Here is a 15,520-nt window from a genome sequence, read left to right as displayed (position 1 = left end):
CGCTGTCGGACAAGCCGGCGATCGTCATGGTGCGCGGCAACCTCGCGCCCGACACCGGCATCATCAAGCTGGGCCTGCGCTATGACCGCAAGCTGAAGGTCACCGGCCCGGCGGTCTGCTTCAGCAACCCCGTCGACGCCATCGAGGGGCTTAAGGCGGGCAAGGTCAGGGCCGGGGACGTGCTGGTGCTGCGCGGCCTCGGGGTGCGCGGCGGGCCGGGCATGGGCATGGCCTCGCGCGTGGTCTTCGCCATCGAGGGCGCGGGCCTGGGCGAGGACGTGGCGGTGGTCACCGACGGGCAGCTTTCGGGCCTGGTGAACAAGGGGCTGGTGGTCGGCGAGGTCACCCCCGAAGCGCATGGAGGCGGCCCCCTGGGGCTGGTGCGCGACGGCGACCTGATCACCATCGACGTGCTGGCCCGGCGGGTCGACGTCGACATGGACGCCGCCGAGATGGAGGCGCGCCGCGCCGCCCTGCCCGCCGTGGGCCATTCCGGCCAGCGCGGCTGGCTTTCGGTATACGAGGGCGAGGTCGAGCCGCTGTCGCGCGGCGCCGTGCTGATCCCGCCACGCGGTTGAACGAGTGTCGCGCGGCGGTGCATCCCGTCGCGCGACAGACCGGCGCCGCCATCTTTTCCAAATCGCGAAGGCATCTGTGCATCAATTGCTGTGGTTTCGCGAGGAATGGCGCTTCTAGACTATGACTTGTCAGGGGTCTGCGGACCCTCTGCACCAAGGGAGGAATTCATGAAACAGACCATCATCGGGGCTGCCGTCGCCGCAGCTCTGGCCCTGACGGCGATGCCGTCCACGGCCAAGGAACTGATTTACGGCAGCTGGATGGGGGCCAATGCCTCGACCAACGCGATCTCGCTGCCCCATTACTTCGAGAAGGTGAAGGAGGCCACCGGAGGGGAGATCGAGTGGACCCTCGTTCCCGGCGGCCAGCTGGCCACCGGCGCCGGCACCGTGGATGCGGTCGCGGGCAACCTGATCGACGCGGGCACCACCATGGCGCCCTATACGCCGCGCGAACTGCCCGCCACCAACGCGATCTTCACCCGCACCGTCGCGGGCAATGACGTGGTCGGCACCGCCGGCGCGATGAACGAGCTGATCCTGCTCAACTGCCCCGAGTGCAGCGCCGAGTACAAGCGCAACGACGCCGTGGCCTTTGGCGCATACAACACCACCCCCTACCTGCTGATGTGCAAGCCCGACATCTCGACCGTGGCCGACCTGAAGGGCACCAAGGTGCGTGCCTCGGGCGGCGGCGTCGAGATCATGAAGATGGCCGGTGCCACCCCCGTCGCGATGAGCCCTGCCGAGGCGACCTCGGCGCTGGAGCGCGGCGTGGTGGACTGCGTCATGGGCTCGCTGGCCTGGCTGCGCAACTACGGCTACATGGACATCACCGAGTACGTGATGGAATTCCCCCTCGGCATGGCCGGTCCGCCGCTGCTGATGTACATGAACCGTGACGTCTGGAACGACCTGACCCCCGAGCAGCGCAAGGCCCATATCGACAATGCGGCCGAGCTGGTTTCGGTCGGCACGATCACCGCGCAGATCGACATCGACACCGAGGTCAAGGCCATGGCGCTGGACGCGGGCATCACCTTCCACGAGGGCGGCGCGGACTTTGCCGACATCATGAACCGCCGCGTTGTCGAGCAGGAGGCCGCGATCATCGAGGTCGCCAGGTCCGTCGGCGTCGAGGACATCGAGGCGATGCTCGCCAAGTACACCGAGCTGCTGGAGAAATGGGCCGCCATCTCCGAAGAGGTCGGGACCGACGTGGAGAAATTCACCGAAGCCCTGAACCGCGAGGTCTATTCCAAGCTGGACCCCGAGGCCCTCTGACCATCCCCGGCCCATCTGTCACCGGGGGCCCGACCCGGCCCCCGGTGACCTGATCCCGACATATTGCCCCGAAGGCGCAACACCCATGAAACACCTCGATCGGGTTGCGCAGGCGACGACCGCCGTGTCCTGCATCTTCGTCATCATCATGATGCTGCATGTCAGTGCCGACGTCGTCGCGCGCACCTTCTTCCACCACCCCCTCATCGGCACGACCGAAGTCGTCTCGGCCTACTACATGGTCGCCCTCGCCTTCCTGCCGATCGCCTGGATCTCGCGCCAGCGCGGCCACATCATCGTCGAGCTCTTCACCTCGCATCTGCCAAAGCGAAAGCTGAAGGCGCTGGACGCCTTCGCGGGCGTCGTGACCCTGGCCTATGTCGGCCTCTTCGTCTGGAAGCTCTTCGAGATCGCCATCGAAAAGACCCACATCCGCGAGGCCTGGGAATCCGCCACCGGCTTCATCGAGATCTGGCCCTCGCGCTGGATCGTGCCCGCCGGCTTCCTGTTCATGGCCATCTACGTGCTGATCCAAACCTGGCGCGATGCCCGCGCCGCGATCACCGGAGAGATCCCGGACGAGGCCGAGCGTATGGAGGTGATGGAATGAGTGCCCCCCTGATCGGAGCCCTGGGCCTTCTGGGCGTTCTCGTCCTGATCGCCATCCGCATTCCCATCGGCGTCTCGCTCGGCGTTGCCGCCGTCGTCGGCCTGACCGTCCTGCGCAACGAGCGCGTGGCGATGAACGTGATGGAGCAGACCCCCTTCGAGGTCGCCGCCAGCTGGAGCCTCTCGGCCATCCCGATGTTCATCCTGATGGGGGCCATCGCCCATAACTCGGGGATATCCGTGGCGCTGTTCCGGGCCGCGCGGCTCTGGGCCTCGCGTCTGCCGGGCGGGCTGGCGGTGGCCACCAACCTCGCCTCGGCCGGCTTCGCCGCTGCCTCGGGCTCTTCGGTTGCCACGGCGGCCACCATGGGCCGCCTCGGCATCCCCGAGATGCTGCGTGCAGGCTACGACAAGGGCCTCGCGGCCGGCGTCGTCGCCTCGGCGGGCACGCTCGGCGCGCTGATCCCGCCCTCGATCATGTTCGTGATCTACGGCGTCTTCGCCGAGGTCTCGATCACCAAGCTGCTGGTGCGGGGGTGCTGCCCGGCATTCTGACGGCGGCGGTCTACACGGCGATGATCATCATCCGCGCCAAGCTGAACCCGAAGATCGCACCGCCGGTGCAGATCGACCCCGAAGAAGGCACCCTGTGGCAGGCGCGCTGGAAGTCGCTGCTGCCGGTCTGGCCGGTGCTGGTGCTGATCTTTGGCATCATCGGCGGACTCTATGGCGGCATCTTCACCCCGACCGAGGCCGGTGCAGGCGGCGCCCTGCTGGCCTGCGCCATCGCGCTGTTCCAGCGCCGCCTGACCGGCAAGGTCCTCTGGTCCTCGGTCATGGAGGCCGTGACCACCACCGCCTCGCTGCTCTTCGTGGCCTATGGCGCGGTGATGTTTACCAAGTTCCTGGCACTCTCGGGCCTGCCTGTCTTCCTTGGCAACACCATCGAAAGCTGGCAGCTCTCGCCCTACATGCTGATCCTGGCCGCCTCGGTGATCTACCTGATCCTGGGCATGTTCCTCGATCCGATGGGCGTGCTGCTGCTGTCGCTGCCGGTGATGCAGCCGATGTTCGACGCCGTCGGCGCGGACCCGATCTGGGTCGGCGTGATCGTGGTGAAGTTCATCGAGATCGGCCTCTTGACCCCACCTGTCGGCTTCAACGTCTACGTGGTGAAATCGGTGGTCGGAGACGAGATCTCGCTGGGGCGCATCTTCCGCGGCGTGGGCTGGTTCCTGGCCTGCGAGGCGATCATCATGTTCCTGCTGGTGGTCTTCCCGCAGATCTCGCTGTTCCTGCCTAACGGGATGTAAGCAAGGGGGCGGCTGCCGAGGTAGCCGCCCCTTCCGCGCCGCGCCGGGCCCACTCGCGGTCCCATGGCGCCTCGGGCTGCACCGCATTGCGCAGCCAGTCGCACATCGCCATGACCAGCGGATCCTTGGCGCGCTGCACCGGCACCCAGGCCGAAATCCACAGATCCGGAATGGCATAGTCGGTCAGCACGCGGTTCAAGCTGCCCCGTTCGACATGCACCCGCGCCAGGTAATCGGCCACCACCGCCACGCCCAGGTCGGCCAGCGCCGCCTCGACCAGCACCTGGCTGTCATTGACCGAGAAATGAGAGTTGATCTCGACGCTCACCGGCCCCTGCTTCCCTTCAAACACCCAGTTCGAGCCTATGGGATGGAAGGTCAGGCAGTGGTGGTTCAGCAGGTGGCGCGGGTGGCTCAGCTCCCCCGCCTGCGCGAGGTAGCCGGGCGAGGCGACGGTCGAGCGCGGATAGGGACACAGCGGCGTCGCCTCGACATTGGGGTAAGAGGTCGGGATGGCGCCGATGGCAATGTCGAAGCCCTCTTCCATCGGGTTCACCGAACGGTCCATCAGCACCAGGTCGATGCGCGCCTCCGGGTGGGCCGCCTGGAATTCGGTGATGATGCGCCCGAAGTGCAGCACGCAGAGCGTCGTCGGGCACTTGATCCGCAGCGTGCCCCCCATGGGCGAGGCATGGGCGCGCAGGTCGGCGAAGGCATCGGTGACCTCGGCGACGATGGCCAGGAAACGCGGATGCACCTGTTCGCCGGTCTCGGTCAGCTCAAGCTTGCGGGTCGAGCGGATGAACAGCGGCGCGCCGATCTGGTCCTCCAGCCGGTTGACCTTCTTCGAGATCACCGAGGGCACGGTATCCAGGTTGCGGGCCGCCGCCGAAAAGCTGCCCGCGCGCACCACCGCCAGGAAGGCGCGCATGTTGTCGATGGTATCCATTGGGTCTCCTCTCCCGCCGCCAGTGTCTTTCGCAATACGCAAAAGGTAAAGGCGTAAATCTGTTCTGTTTCCGAGGGTAACGGGGTGCGACCTTCGCCCCGACTACTGAGGGAGGAGCAACCGCCATGAGCGATCAATTCAACACGGCCACCCGTATCGTGCGCCGCGACGCGGGGCGTCCCGTCGAGCGTCTGAGCACGGATATCTGCGTCGTCGGCGCCGGGATTTCGGGCGTGAGTGCCGCGCTCGAGGCCGCCAAGCTGGGCCGCAAGGTGGTGCTGGTGGACAGCCAGCCAGCCCTTGGCGGACAGGCGGTGAACTCGATCATCGCGACCTTTTGCGGGCTGTTTTCCAACGGCACCCATGGTTACCAGTTCACCCATGGCATCGCCGATGACCTGCTGGGATATCTTGAAAAGCAGAACCAGGGCCTCTTCTACCGCCACGGGCCGAACACCACCGTGGTCTATTACGACGAGGTGGCCCTTGGTCGCTGGGTCGAGGAAAGCATCCTCGCCGCCGGGATCACCGTGGTGCTGGGCGCCATGCTGAACGGCACCGAGGTCGAGGGCGGGCGCGTGACGCGCGGCCATTTCCTGACCCGCTACGGCGCGCTGGACGTGGATGCCACCGGCTGGGTCGATGCCTCGGGCGATGCGGCGCTGGTCTGGCAATCGGGCTTTGACTGTCGCGAGCCGGACAAGAACGGCGTCTTCGGCACCCAGATGGTGGTGATGGAGAACATCAACGAGGCCGCCCAGCCGACCCGCGACCTGATCGGCGCGCGGATGAAGGAGGTGGGCGACAAGTACGGCTTGCGCCGGCGCGAGGGGCTGGGCTTCACCATCCCCGGGCGCGGCATCGCGGCGATGAACATGACCCACGTGGAAACGCCGCTGGAGCCCGTGGCCGCCTCGGCCGCCGCGCTGGACGGCAAGGATCAGGCGATGCGCGCGGTGGACTTCCTGCGCGCAGAGTTCCCTGAGTGCTTCGGGCAGTCCCGCATCCGCTCGTTCGGGCTGCCGGGCATCCGCCAGACCCGCTGGATCAAGGGCCGCCATCACCTGACCGTGGACGAGATCCGCGAGAGCAGGAAGTTTGACGATGCCATCGGCCGCACCGCCTGGCCGATCGAGCTGCACGACCATGACGACGGCCACCACTGGATCGTCTTCGACCAGGATCACGTGCATTACGTCCCGCTTGGCAGCCTGGTGCCCGAGGCCTGCCATAACGTCGTCGCCGCCGGGCGCTGCATCGACGCCGACAGCGCCGCGCTGTCCTCGGTGCGCGTCATGGGGCCATGCATCGCCATGGGCATGGCCGCCGCCCATGCGCTGGACCTCGCCGGCACCGGCAGCACCCACCAGATCGACATGGACGCCATGCGCAACAGGGTGTCCGATAACGTCGAGCGCCAGCACTTCCGCTGGGACGAAAAGGAGCTGGCCTCCGTCGTGACCAATTCCTGAGGCCCGAAGGAGAGGCAGCATGCAACTTACCGATACCGAAAAGGCCATGCGCGACGGCGCGGGCGGCGAGGCCGTCGCCGCCGCCATGGACCTGCTGATCCGCTACGGCAACGCCCTTGGCGCCGAGCGGCTGGTGGAAACCGACAACGTGGCAGGCGCCTTCAACGCCTCCACCCCCTCTGTCCGCAAGATCGCCGAGAACGGCATGGCCGAAGTCTTCTCCAGGCTGAACCTCGACAGCGACAAGACGGTCGAGATCCCCCAGATGGCGGCGCGCACCTGCCAGCTGATCACCGGCATCGACGACCAGAACTGGGCCCTGCAGGGCGCCGATCCGCAGATGATCGAGATGCAGCGCGCCAGCGAGGCCTTCGTCGGCCAGCGCGGCGTCAACCTGATGGCCACCTGCACCCCCTACCAGGTCGGCAACGTGCCCACCTTCGGCGAACATTGCGCCTGGATGGAAAGCTCGGCGGTGATCTACTGCAACGGCGCGCTCGGCGGGCGCACCAATGTGGAAGGCAAGGAAAGCACCGGCGCCGCCGCGCTGACCGGACGTATCCCCTACTGGGGCTACCACCTGACGGAAAACCGCTACGGCAATCGCCATATCCGCGTCGACGTGCCCGTGCGCTCGATGCTGGACTGGGGCCTGCTGGGCTATTTCACCGGCGAGATGGTGGAAGAGAACATCCCCGTACTGGAAGGCAACCTTTCGGGCGTCGACCTGGTGAAGCTGAAGCACTTCGGCGCCGCCGCGGCCTCCTCCGGCGGGGTCGAGATGTACCACATCCCCGGCCACACCCCCGAGGCGCGCAGTGCCGAGGAGGCCTTCGGCACCAGCCGCGCCGAGGAGTCCCACGTCTACGACGCCGCCGCGCGCAAGAAGATGTACGACACGCTGCAAAGCGCCGAGGACCGCAAGGTCGATTTCATCATGCTGGGCTGCCCGCACAACTCGATCGAGCAGGTCGGCCGCATCGCGCATCTGCTGGACGGCAAGCGGCTGCACCCTGACGTCGCCCTCTGGGTCCATACTCCGCGCGCCATCCGCACCGTGGCCGAACGCTCGGGCTACGTGGCGCGGATCGAGGCGGCAGGCGGCAAGGTGATGTCCGACACCTGCCCCGCCATCTCGCGCCGCCTGCCCGAGGGCGTGCGCGTCATCGCCACCGACAGTGCCAAGCAGGCCCATTACCTGCCCGCCATCGCCAAGGTGCAGGGCTGGTTCGGCAGCCTTGAGGCCTGCATCGAGGCCGGTCTGACCGGCACCTGGAAAGGGGATTTCTGATGAGCACCCTGACGACACCCCTGCTGATCCGGGGCCGCGGCGTGGTCGCGGGCCGGGTCGAGGGCGAGGCTCTTGTCACCACCCAGACGATCTCGGGCTGGGGCGGGATCAACGAGCGCGACGGCTCGATCATCGAGCGCCGGCACGAGCTGGTCGGGCAGAGCTTCGCCGGCAAGATCCTGGTCTTCCCCGGGGCCAAGGGCTCGTCCGGCTGGTCGGCCTTCTTCCACATGACGCGGATCAACGGGGTGGCCCCGGCCGCCATGCTGTTCACCCGGATGACCACCAAGATGGCGCTTGGCGCCGTGGTGACACGGGTGCCCGCGATGACCGATTTCGACGCCGATGTCTTCAGCGCGATCCGCACCGGCGATCACGTCGTGGTCGATGCCGATGCGGGCACGGTCGAGGTCACCCGGCGCTGAGACCACCTGCCAGGGACGGCAAAGGGGGCGGCGCCGGATGGCCCGCCCCCAATTCACTGCAGGGTGCCGGTCAGCCCCGCAGGCCGGCAGCCACCGCGCTGGCGGCCATGGCGGGCAGGCGCAGCAGGCTCTGCACCTGGCTGACCCGCGCGGGGGTGTAGTAGCCCTCTTCGTGCAGGATGTTCATCGTCGCCACGACCTTGCCGCCCAGCACGATGGGCAGGTTGATGACCGAGCCGCAGCCCAGCTTGCCGATCAGCTCGGCATCCGGGAAGACGGTGTCGATATCGGCCAGGGTGTTCGAGACGAAGCTTTCCTGCCGGGTCAGCACGGTTTCGAACCAGCGGTTCAGCACGATCGGCTTCTCGCCCGAAGTCGGGTAGTTCACCGGATCGTCCGTATAGGCCCGGCGCGAGATCATCGCGTCGGTGTCCGAGGTCATCACGGTGAACAGCTTGGCGCCAACGGTGGCCTTGGTCAGCGCACAAAGCGCGTCGAAGGCGGCCTCTTCGCTGGTGGCGGCGGCAAGGGCGTCGGTGAAATCGGCCAGGGCCTGGGTCGTATCGGTCATGCGGGGTCCTTGAGGTGGGATGCCGTCCCCTCGGGATCGGCATCGGGGTTGCCGCCCGAGGCGGCATAGAGGTCGCGCGTATAGGGATCGGCAAAGCTGCCGTCATAGAGCGCGGTCTTGGGGGCGATCTCGACGATGCGGCCCTTGTTCATCACCGCCATGCGGTCGCACATGAAGCTGACCACCGGCAGGTTGTGGGTGACCATCAGGTAGGTCAGCCCCTGTTCGCGGCGCAGCCGCTTCAGCAGGTTGAGGATCTCGGCCTGCACCGAGACATCCAGCGCCGAGGTCGGCTCGTCCAGCAGCATGACCTTGGGCTCCAGCATCAGGGCGCGCGCGATGGCGACGCGCTGGCGCTGCCCGCCCGACAGCTGGTGCGGAAAGCGGAAGCGGAAGCGCTGGTCAAGGCCGACGGCGCCCAGCATCTCGACCACCTTCGCGCTGCGCTTGCCGATGCCGTGGATCGCCAGCGGCTCGGACAGCACCGTGTCCACGGTCTTGCGGGGGTGCAGCGAGGCATAGGGATCCTGAAAGACCATCTGGCAGGTTTCCGAGAACGCCCGGTCGGTCCCATGGCCGCGCGGCTTGCCGAGCACCGAGATCTCACCGGTCCAGTCCGGCGCCAGCCCGGCGATGGCCTTCAGGACCGTCGACTTGCCCGAGCCGCTCTCCCCGACCAGCGCAAAGCTTTCGCCGGTCGCCACGTCGAAGCTCACGTCACGCACCACCTTGGTGCTGCCGTAGGAGATATCCAGATCCTTGAGGGAAATCGCTGCTTGCGGGGTCTCGGGGCTGCTCATGTGCCTGCTCCTGCGCTGCGGTCCAGCACCGGCAGCTCGTCTCGGGTTTCCTGCATGCGGGGCTGTGCCGCCAGCAGACCTTTCGTGTAGGGATGGCTGGCCTTGTGCAGATCCCTGGCCGCGCAGGCCTCGACCACCTCGCCGCCGTTCATCACCAGGATGCGGTCGCAGTAGCGCGCCACCAGGTTCAGGTCGTGGCTGATCAGGATCAGGCCCATGCCGTTGCCGGTGACAAGCTCTTCGATCAGGTCCAGCACCTGTGCCTGCACCGAGACATCCAGCGCCGAGGTCGGCTCATCCGCGATCAGCAGTTGCGGGCGCGGGATCAGCATCATGGCGATCATCACCCGCTGGCCCATGCCGCCCGAGACCTCGTGCGGATACATCTTCGCCACCCGCTCGGGGTCGTTGATGCGGACCGAGTTCAGCATCTCGATCACCCGCGCCTGCAGGTCGCGTCGGGGCAGGTTCTCATGCACCTGCAACGCCTCGGCGATCTGGTGGCCGATGGTCATCACCGGGTTCAGCGAGAACTTCGGATCCTGCATGATCATCGAGATCCGCGCGCCACGGATCTGGCGCATCTGGCGGTTGCTCTGCGCCATCAGGTCCAGCCCGTCGAAGCGCAGGGTCTTCGCCGTCTGCCGGCCCGGCGCCCGGATCAGGCGCAGGATCGAGCGGCCCGTCATCGACTTGCCGGAACCACTTTCTCCGACGATGCCCAGCCGTTCCTCACGGCCAAGGCTCAGGCTCAGGCCCTTCACGACCTCGACCGGCCCCCTGGGGGTGGCGAAGCTGACCCGCAGGTCCTCGATTTCCAGAAGCGGTGCGTCGGTCATTTCTCGCCCCCCTGTTTCGGGTCCAGCACGTCGCGCAGCCCGTCGCCCAGGAAGCAGAAGCCGAGCGAGACGAGGATGATGGCGAAGCCCGGCATGGTGGCGACCCACCACTGATCCAGGATGAAGGTCCGCCCGCGCGAGATCATGGCACCCCATTCCGGCAGCGGCGGCTGCGCGCCGAGGCCAAGGAAGCCCAGACCGGCGGCGGTCAGGATGATGCCCGCCATATCCAGCGTCACCCGCACGATCATCGACGAGGTGCAGAGCGGCAGCACGTGACGGAAGATGATGCGCGAATGCGAGCCGCCGACAAGCCGCACCGCCTGGATGTACTCGGCATTGCGGAAGGTCAGGGTCTCGGCCCGCGCGATGCGGGCGTAGGCGGGCCAGGCGGTGATGGCGATGGCGATGATCGCGTTCTCGATGCCGGGGCCGAGGGCGGCGACGAAGGCCAGCGCCAGGATCAGCTTGGGCAGCGACAGGAAGACGTCGGTCAGGCCCATAAGGATGCGGTCGACCCAACCGCCGAAATAGCCCGCGACGGCGCCGATGATCAGCCCGAGCGGGGCCGAGATCACGGCCACGAGCGCCACGATCATCAGCGTGATCCGCGAACCGTAGACGACGCGGCTGAAGATGTCGCGGCCCAGTTCATCGGTGCCCATCCAGTGTTCTGCCGACGGCGGCAGCAGGCGCGCCTGCAGGTTCTGCCCCACGGGACTTTCCGGCGCGATCCAGGGCGCGAAGAGCGCCGTCGCCAGCAACAGCAGGATGATCAGCAGGCCTGCCACGGCCAGCGGGTTGCGCAGCAGCGCGGTCATCATCCGCCAGGCGCGGCCCAGGTTGGCCTGCAGCAGGGTTGCGGGGCTGTCGTCGAGCAGCCAGTCTCTCGTGCTCATCAGCGGCTCCTCGGGTCGAGGACGCGGTAAAGCACGTCCGATATCTTGTTGATCAGGATGAAGACCGAACCGATGACCAGCGTGGCCCCCAGCACGGCGTTCATGTCGGCGTTCAGCAGCGCCGTGGTCAGGTAGTTGCCGATCCCGGGCCAGCTGAAGACGGTCTCGATCATCACCGAGCCTTCCAGCAGCGCGGCGTAGCTCAGGCCGATGACGGTGATCAGCGGCACGCGGATCGGCTTGAAGCCATGCACCCAGATCACCCGCCACTCGGGCACGCCCTTGACGCGGGCGGTGGTGATGAACTCCTGTCCCAGCTGGTCCAGCATGAAGCTGCGGGTCATCCGCGCGATGAAGGCCAGCGAGAAGAAACCGAGGATCGAGGCCGGCAGCACGAGGTGCGACAGCGCGTTCCAGAAGACATCCCAGTCGCCCGCCAGAGCGGCGTCGATCAGCATGACATTGGTGCGTGCAGGCACCAGCCCCTCATAGAAGATGTCCAGCCGCCCCGGACCCGCGACCCAGCCGAGCCCGGCATAGAAGATCGCCAGCCCGACAAGGCCCAGCCAGAAGGCGGGCACGGAATACCCCAGCAGAGCGAAGACCCGCATCACCTGGTCGACCCATTCGCCGCGCCGGGTGGCGGCCCAGACCCCTGCGGGCACGCCCAGCACCACGCCGATGAAGATGCCCAGCGTGGCCATCTCCAGCGTCGCCGGGAAGACCCGCAGCAGGTCGTCCGCGACGGGACGGTTGGTCGAGATCGACTTACCCAGATCGCCCTGCGCCACTGACCAGACGTAGTCGAGGAACTGCACCACCAGCGGCCGGTCCAGCCCCATGGCGATCCGTGCCGCATCGTATTGCGCCTGCGTCGCCCGGTCCCCAACCACCGAAAGCACGGGGTCGATGGGCACCACGCGCCCGATGAAGAAGGTGATGGCCAGCAGGCCCAGGAAGGTCAGCGCGGTGACGACGACAAAGCCGCCCACCCCGCTGAGGCCGCGCCCTGCCCGCCTCGCCAATGTTGCATCTGTCGCCAAGGTCCCTGCCTCCTCCGGCATCGTTCGTCTCTTGATTTCCACCAAGGCTACAAAATTTTTTTGCCATAGTAAAAATTTTTTTGTAGCGTGGGGACAAGTGTTTCGGCGCGACGCGTCCGAGGGAGTAACCGGGGGGGAGCCTGCCATGGCACGGGAAAAGCAGAAAGCCGAGCCGCAGCTTGGGCCGCTGATCCGCAAGCGCCGCAAGCAGCTCGGGCTGACTTTGCAGGCACTCTGCGACACGGCAGGCGTTTCCGTGGGCTATCTCAGCCAGGTCGAGCGCGACAATGCCACCCCGTCGCTGGGGACGCTGGCGCAGATCGCCGCCGGGCTGGATGTGGGGCTTGAGTACTTCATCGCCGCCCCGGCCCCGCGTGAAAGCCTGACCCGCGCCGAGACCCGACCGCAGTTCGCGCTGAACGGCTCGTCCATCGGCTACGAGAACCTCGCCACGGATTTTCCCGGCGCCGAGCTGTCCAGCTACATCCTGCATGTGCCGCCGGGCTATGTCTCGGAAGAGGTCAGCCACGAGGGCGAAGAGATCATCTTCATCCTCGAGGGCGAGATCGAGCAGACGCTGGATGGCCAGACCATCCGCATGACCGTGGGCGACAGCCTGCATTACTCTGGTCTGCGGCCCCATGCCTGGACCAACCCCACCGATCACCCCGCCCGGATCCTCTGGACGGGCACCCTTGCGGTTCTGAACCGCCGGGGTGCGATGAAACTGCCGGAAATGGCGCCACTGGAAGCCTGAGCCAAGCCTGACCGGCAAGACCCCAAGACCCAACAAGGAGAGCCTGATGAAAATGCTGAAATCTGCCATGCTGGCCTCGGCCCTCGCGCTGCCGCTTGCCGGCACCGCGGCCCTGGCCGAGACGCCCGATGACGTGCTGGTCATCGCGCAGAACATCGACGACATCGTCGCCATCGACCCCGCCCAGGCCTACGAGTTCACCTCGGGCGAGCTGGTCACCAACCTCTATGACCGCCTCGTGCAATACGACGCCGAGGACCCGACCGTGCTGGCCCCCGGCATCGCGACCGAATGGGAGGTCGACGCCGAGGCCAAGACCATCGCCTTCACCCTGCGTGAGGATGCGGTCTTCAACTCCGGCAACCCGGTGACCGCCGAGGACGTGCTGTTCTCGCTCAGCCGCGTCATCAAGCTGAACCTGACGCCCGCCTTCATCCTCGCCCAGCTCGGCTGGACGGCCGAGAACGTCGACGACATGATCACCGCCGAAGGCAACGTGGTCACGGTGAAATACGAGGGCGACTTCTCGCCCGCCTTCGTGCTGAACGTCCTGGCCGCGCGCCCCGCCTCCATCGTCGACAAGGCGCTGGTGATGGAGCATGAGGTCGACGGTGACATGGGCAACGCCTGGCTGAACGCCAACTCGGCGGGCTCCGGTCCCTTCGAGCTGACCGCCTACACCCCCGGTCAGATGGTGCGCATGGCCGCCAACGAGGACTACTTCAAGGGCGCGCCCGAGATGTCCCAGGTGATCATCCGCCACGTGGCCGAAGCCGCCACCCAGCAGCTGCTGCTGGAGCAGGGCGACATCGACATGGCCCGCAACCTGACCCCCGACCAGATCGCCTCGCTGTCCGGCGACGACATCAAGGTCGAGACCTTCCCGCAGGCCGCCGTCCACTTCCTGTCGTTCAACCAGAAGACCGACAGCCTGACCGATCCCGCCGTCTGGGAAGCCGCGCGCTACCTGGTCGACTACACCGGCATGACCGACACGATCATCAAGGGTCAGATGGAGGTCCACCAGGCCTTCTGGCCGAAGGGTTTCCCCGGCTCCTACGACGAGACGCCCTTCACCTATGATCCCGAGAAGGCCAAGCAGATCCTGGCCGACGCCGGTATCGAGACCCCCATCGAAGTGACGCTGGACGTGATCAACGCGGCCCCCTTCACCGACATGGCACAGTCTCTGCAGGCCAGCTTCGCCGACGCGGGCATCGAGTTCGAGATCCTGCCCGGCACCGGCGCCCAGGTGATCACCAAGTACCGTGAGCGGACCCACCAGGCGATGCTGCTGTACTGGGGCCCCGACTTCATGGACCCGCATTCCAACGCCAAGGCCTTCGCCTACAACTCGGACAACTCGGACGACAACTACCAGGCCACCACCACCTGGCGGAACGCCTGGGCGGTGCCGGACGAGCTGAACACCGAAACCATGGCCGCCCTGTCGGAAGCCGATCCCGAAGCGCGTCTGGACATGTACCGCGACCTTCAGGCCAAGGTGCAGGAGAGCTCTCCCATCGTGATCATGTTCCAGGCCACCTACGAGGTCGCCATGGGCGCGGATGTCTTGGGCTACGTCAACGGCGCCACCTCGGACTTCGTCTACTACCGGCTGGTCGACAAGGAGTGATCCTGCGCCCCGTCCGCTGAAATCCCCAAGGGTCGCCGGGTCTCCGGCGGCCCCTTTCGTCTCAGGAGACCCGAATGCCCTATCTCAAGCAGGCCGAAGAGCGTCTGGCGCGGCTGCGCGCCCGGATGGCCGAAACCGGCACCGATCTCGTCGTGCTCGGCCCCTCCAGCCACATGGTCTGGCTGACCGGCCTCAGCCCGCATGGCGATGAACGCCCCGTCATGCTGCTGGTCAGCGCCGGCCACGCCGGCTTCCTGATGCCGGCGCTGAATGCCGCCATGGCCGCCGAGGCCACGCCGCTGCCGCTCTACAAATGGTCCGACGACGAGGGCCCGGAGGCGGCGCTGGCCGCGCTGCTGAAGGACTGCGACGCCCTGCGCCCCGGCCTCTCGGTGGTGCTGGACGAGACCATGCGCGCCGATTTCGCCCTGCGCCTGCTCGATGCGCTGGACAGCCCCCGCCGCCGCTTCTCGGAAGACACCGTGGGCCTGCTGCGCACCCGCAAGGACGAAGGCGAGGCCGCCCGCATCAAGGCCGCGCATCTGCTCAACGATGCCGCGGTCGAGGCCGCCTTCGCCGCCCTGAAGCCCGGCATGACCGAGGCCGAGGTGGTCGATCTGATCGGCGCGCATTACAAGGCCAAGGGCGCGACCACCGCCTTCTGCTCGGTCTGCTTCGGCGGCAACGGTGCCTTCCCGCACCACCACCCCGGCGCCACCGCCCTGGGTGAGAACATGGCCGTGCTGATCGACACCGGCTGCGTGCTCGAGGGCTATCCCTCGGACATGACCCGCTGCCGCTGGTTCGGCCCCGAGCCGGAGGCCGAGTTCCTCAAGGTCCGCGATCTGGTCGAGGCCGCCGTGCAGGCCGCGCTTGCCGCCGCCAAACCCGGGGCCCGGGCCCGTGACGTCGACGCGGCCGCGCGCGACGTGATCACAGCAGGCGGCTACGGCGATCGCTTCCTGCACCGCACCGGCCACGGGCTGGGCATCGACATCCACGAAGAGCCCTACATCACCGGCACCTCGGACCGCGTGCTGGAGGTCGGCAATGT

General features: G+C 67.0%; 14 protein-coding genes and 2 pseudogenes. 10 read left to right on the top strand and 6 right to left on the bottom strand.

The window, feature by feature from the left end:
- From OS124_RS0108040 to OS124_RS28335, 4 genes and pseudogenes are all read left to right on the top strand, one after another.
- Positions 1 to 578: pseudogene (locus OS124_RS0108040) on the top strand (dihydroxy-acid dehydratase domain-containing protein); the annotation flags it as partial.
- A gap of 168 nt (positions 579 to 746) precedes the next feature.
- Entirely contained in the window at positions 747 to 1,862 is a 1,116-nt protein-coding gene (dctP, locus tag OS124_RS0108035) for a TRAP transporter substrate-binding protein DctP (RefSeq protein WP_010138977.1), read from the top strand.
- Positions 1,863 to 1,947: 85 nt separating this feature from the next.
- Complete coding sequence (locus OS124_RS0108030) at positions 1,948 to 2,472, top strand: TRAP transporter small permease (protein ID WP_010138976.1); 525 nt, start codon at positions 1,948 to 1,950, stop codon at positions 2,470 to 2,472.
- A pseudogene (locus OS124_RS28335) lies at positions 2,469 to 3,784 on the top strand (TRAP transporter large permease). Before OS124_RS0108030 ends, OS124_RS28335 begins: the two are co-directional and overlap by 4 nt.
- Here the strand turns inward: OS124_RS28335 and OS124_RS0108020 are convergent.
- Positions 3,771 to 4,733, bottom strand: coding sequence for a LysR family transcriptional regulator (locus tag OS124_RS0108020; RefSeq protein WP_010138975.1), 963 nt, complete (start codon positions 4,731 to 4,733; stop codon positions 3,771 to 3,773). The pseudogene OS124_RS28335 and the gene OS124_RS0108020 sit on opposite strands and share 14 nt — an antisense overlap.
- A gap of 125 nt (positions 4,734 to 4,858) precedes the next feature.
- Between OS124_RS0108020 and OS124_RS0108015 the strand changes: the two genes are divergently transcribed.
- Genes OS124_RS0108015 through OS124_RS0108005 form a run of 3 tightly spaced genes read left to right on the top strand, consistent with a single transcriptional unit; the run spans position 4,859 to position 7,921 of the window.
- Positions 4,859 to 6,205: an FAD-dependent oxidoreductase gene (locus OS124_RS0108015; protein WP_010138974.1), complete on the top strand. Its 1,347-nt coding sequence runs from the start codon at positions 4,859 to 4,861 to the stop codon at positions 6,203 to 6,205.
- Between the two features lie 19 nt (positions 6,206 to 6,224).
- A complete protein-coding gene (locus OS124_RS0108010; RefSeq protein WP_010138973.1) occupies positions 6,225 to 7,496 on the top strand; it encodes an aconitase X in 1,272 nt (423 codons plus the stop codon).
- Positions 7,496 to 7,921, top strand: a complete 426-nt coding sequence (locus OS124_RS0108005; protein ID WP_010138972.1) for an aconitase X swivel domain-containing protein — start codon at positions 7,496 to 7,498, stop codon at positions 7,919 to 7,921. Before OS124_RS0108010 ends, OS124_RS0108005 begins: the two co-directional genes overlap by 1 nt.
- Before the next feature lie 70 nt (positions 7,922 to 7,991).
- On the opposite strand, the gene OS124_RS0108000 is transcribed toward OS124_RS0108005, so the two are convergent.
- The 5 genes from OS124_RS0108000 to OS124_RS0107980 are packed head-to-tail and all read right to left on the bottom strand — an operon-like array spanning position 7,992 to position 12,073.
- Positions 7,992 to 8,492 carry a GAF domain-containing protein gene (locus tag OS124_RS0108000; RefSeq protein ID WP_010138971.1) on the bottom strand — a complete coding sequence of 167 codons (501 nt, stop codon included), beginning with the start codon at positions 8,490 to 8,492 and terminating at the stop codon, positions 7,992 to 7,994.
- Positions 8,489 to 9,292, bottom strand: a complete 804-nt coding sequence (locus OS124_RS0107995) for an ABC transporter ATP-binding protein (protein ID WP_010138970.1) — start codon at positions 9,290 to 9,292, stop codon at positions 8,489 to 8,491. Before OS124_RS0107995 ends, OS124_RS0108000 begins: the two co-directional genes overlap by 4 nt.
- Positions 9,289 to 10,131: an ABC transporter ATP-binding protein gene (locus tag OS124_RS0107990; RefSeq protein ID WP_010138969.1), complete on the bottom strand. Its 843-nt coding sequence runs from the start codon at positions 10,129 to 10,131 to the stop codon at positions 9,289 to 9,291. The genes OS124_RS0107995 and OS124_RS0107990 overlap by 4 nt, the downstream gene beginning before the upstream one ends.
- Positions 10,128 to 11,030, bottom strand: coding sequence for a nickel transporter permease (gene nikC / locus OS124_RS0107985; RefSeq protein ID WP_010138968.1), 903 nt, complete (start codon positions 11,028 to 11,030; stop codon positions 10,128 to 10,130). Before nikC ends, OS124_RS0107990 begins: the two co-directional genes overlap by 4 nt.
- A complete protein-coding gene (locus OS124_RS0107980; protein ID WP_050900841.1) occupies positions 11,030 to 12,073 on the bottom strand; it encodes an ABC transporter permease in 1,044 nt (347 codons plus the stop codon). Before OS124_RS0107980 ends, nikC begins: the two co-directional genes overlap by 1 nt.
- A 145-nt stretch (positions 12,074 to 12,218) precedes the next feature.
- Between OS124_RS0107980 and OS124_RS0107975 the strand changes: the two genes are divergently transcribed.
- From OS124_RS0107975 to OS124_RS0107965, 3 genes are all read left to right on the top strand, one after another.
- Positions 12,219 to 12,830, top strand: coding sequence for a helix-turn-helix domain-containing protein (locus OS124_RS0107975; protein WP_010138966.1), 612 nt, complete (start codon positions 12,219 to 12,221; stop codon positions 12,828 to 12,830).
- Positions 12,831 to 12,876: 46 nt separating this feature from the next.
- Positions 12,877 to 14,466 (top strand): ABC transporter substrate-binding protein, encoded by a 1,590-nt coding sequence (locus tag OS124_RS0107970; RefSeq protein WP_010138965.1) that lies wholly within the window; start codon positions 12,877 to 12,879, stop codon positions 14,464 to 14,466.
- A 74-nt stretch (positions 14,467 to 14,540) separates the two neighbouring features.
- Positions 14,541 to 15,520, top strand: a 980-nt coding sequence (locus tag OS124_RS0107965; RefSeq protein WP_010138964.1) for a M24 family metallopeptidase, incomplete at its 3' end; no start/stop codon positions are given.

Source organism: Oceanicola sp. S124, assembly GCF_000220565.1.
In the GTDB taxonomy this organism is placed as follows: domain Bacteria; phylum Pseudomonadota; class Alphaproteobacteria; order Rhodobacterales; family Rhodobacteraceae; genus Pseudooceanicola.
This window is presented reverse-complemented; position numbering and strand designations above follow the sequence as displayed.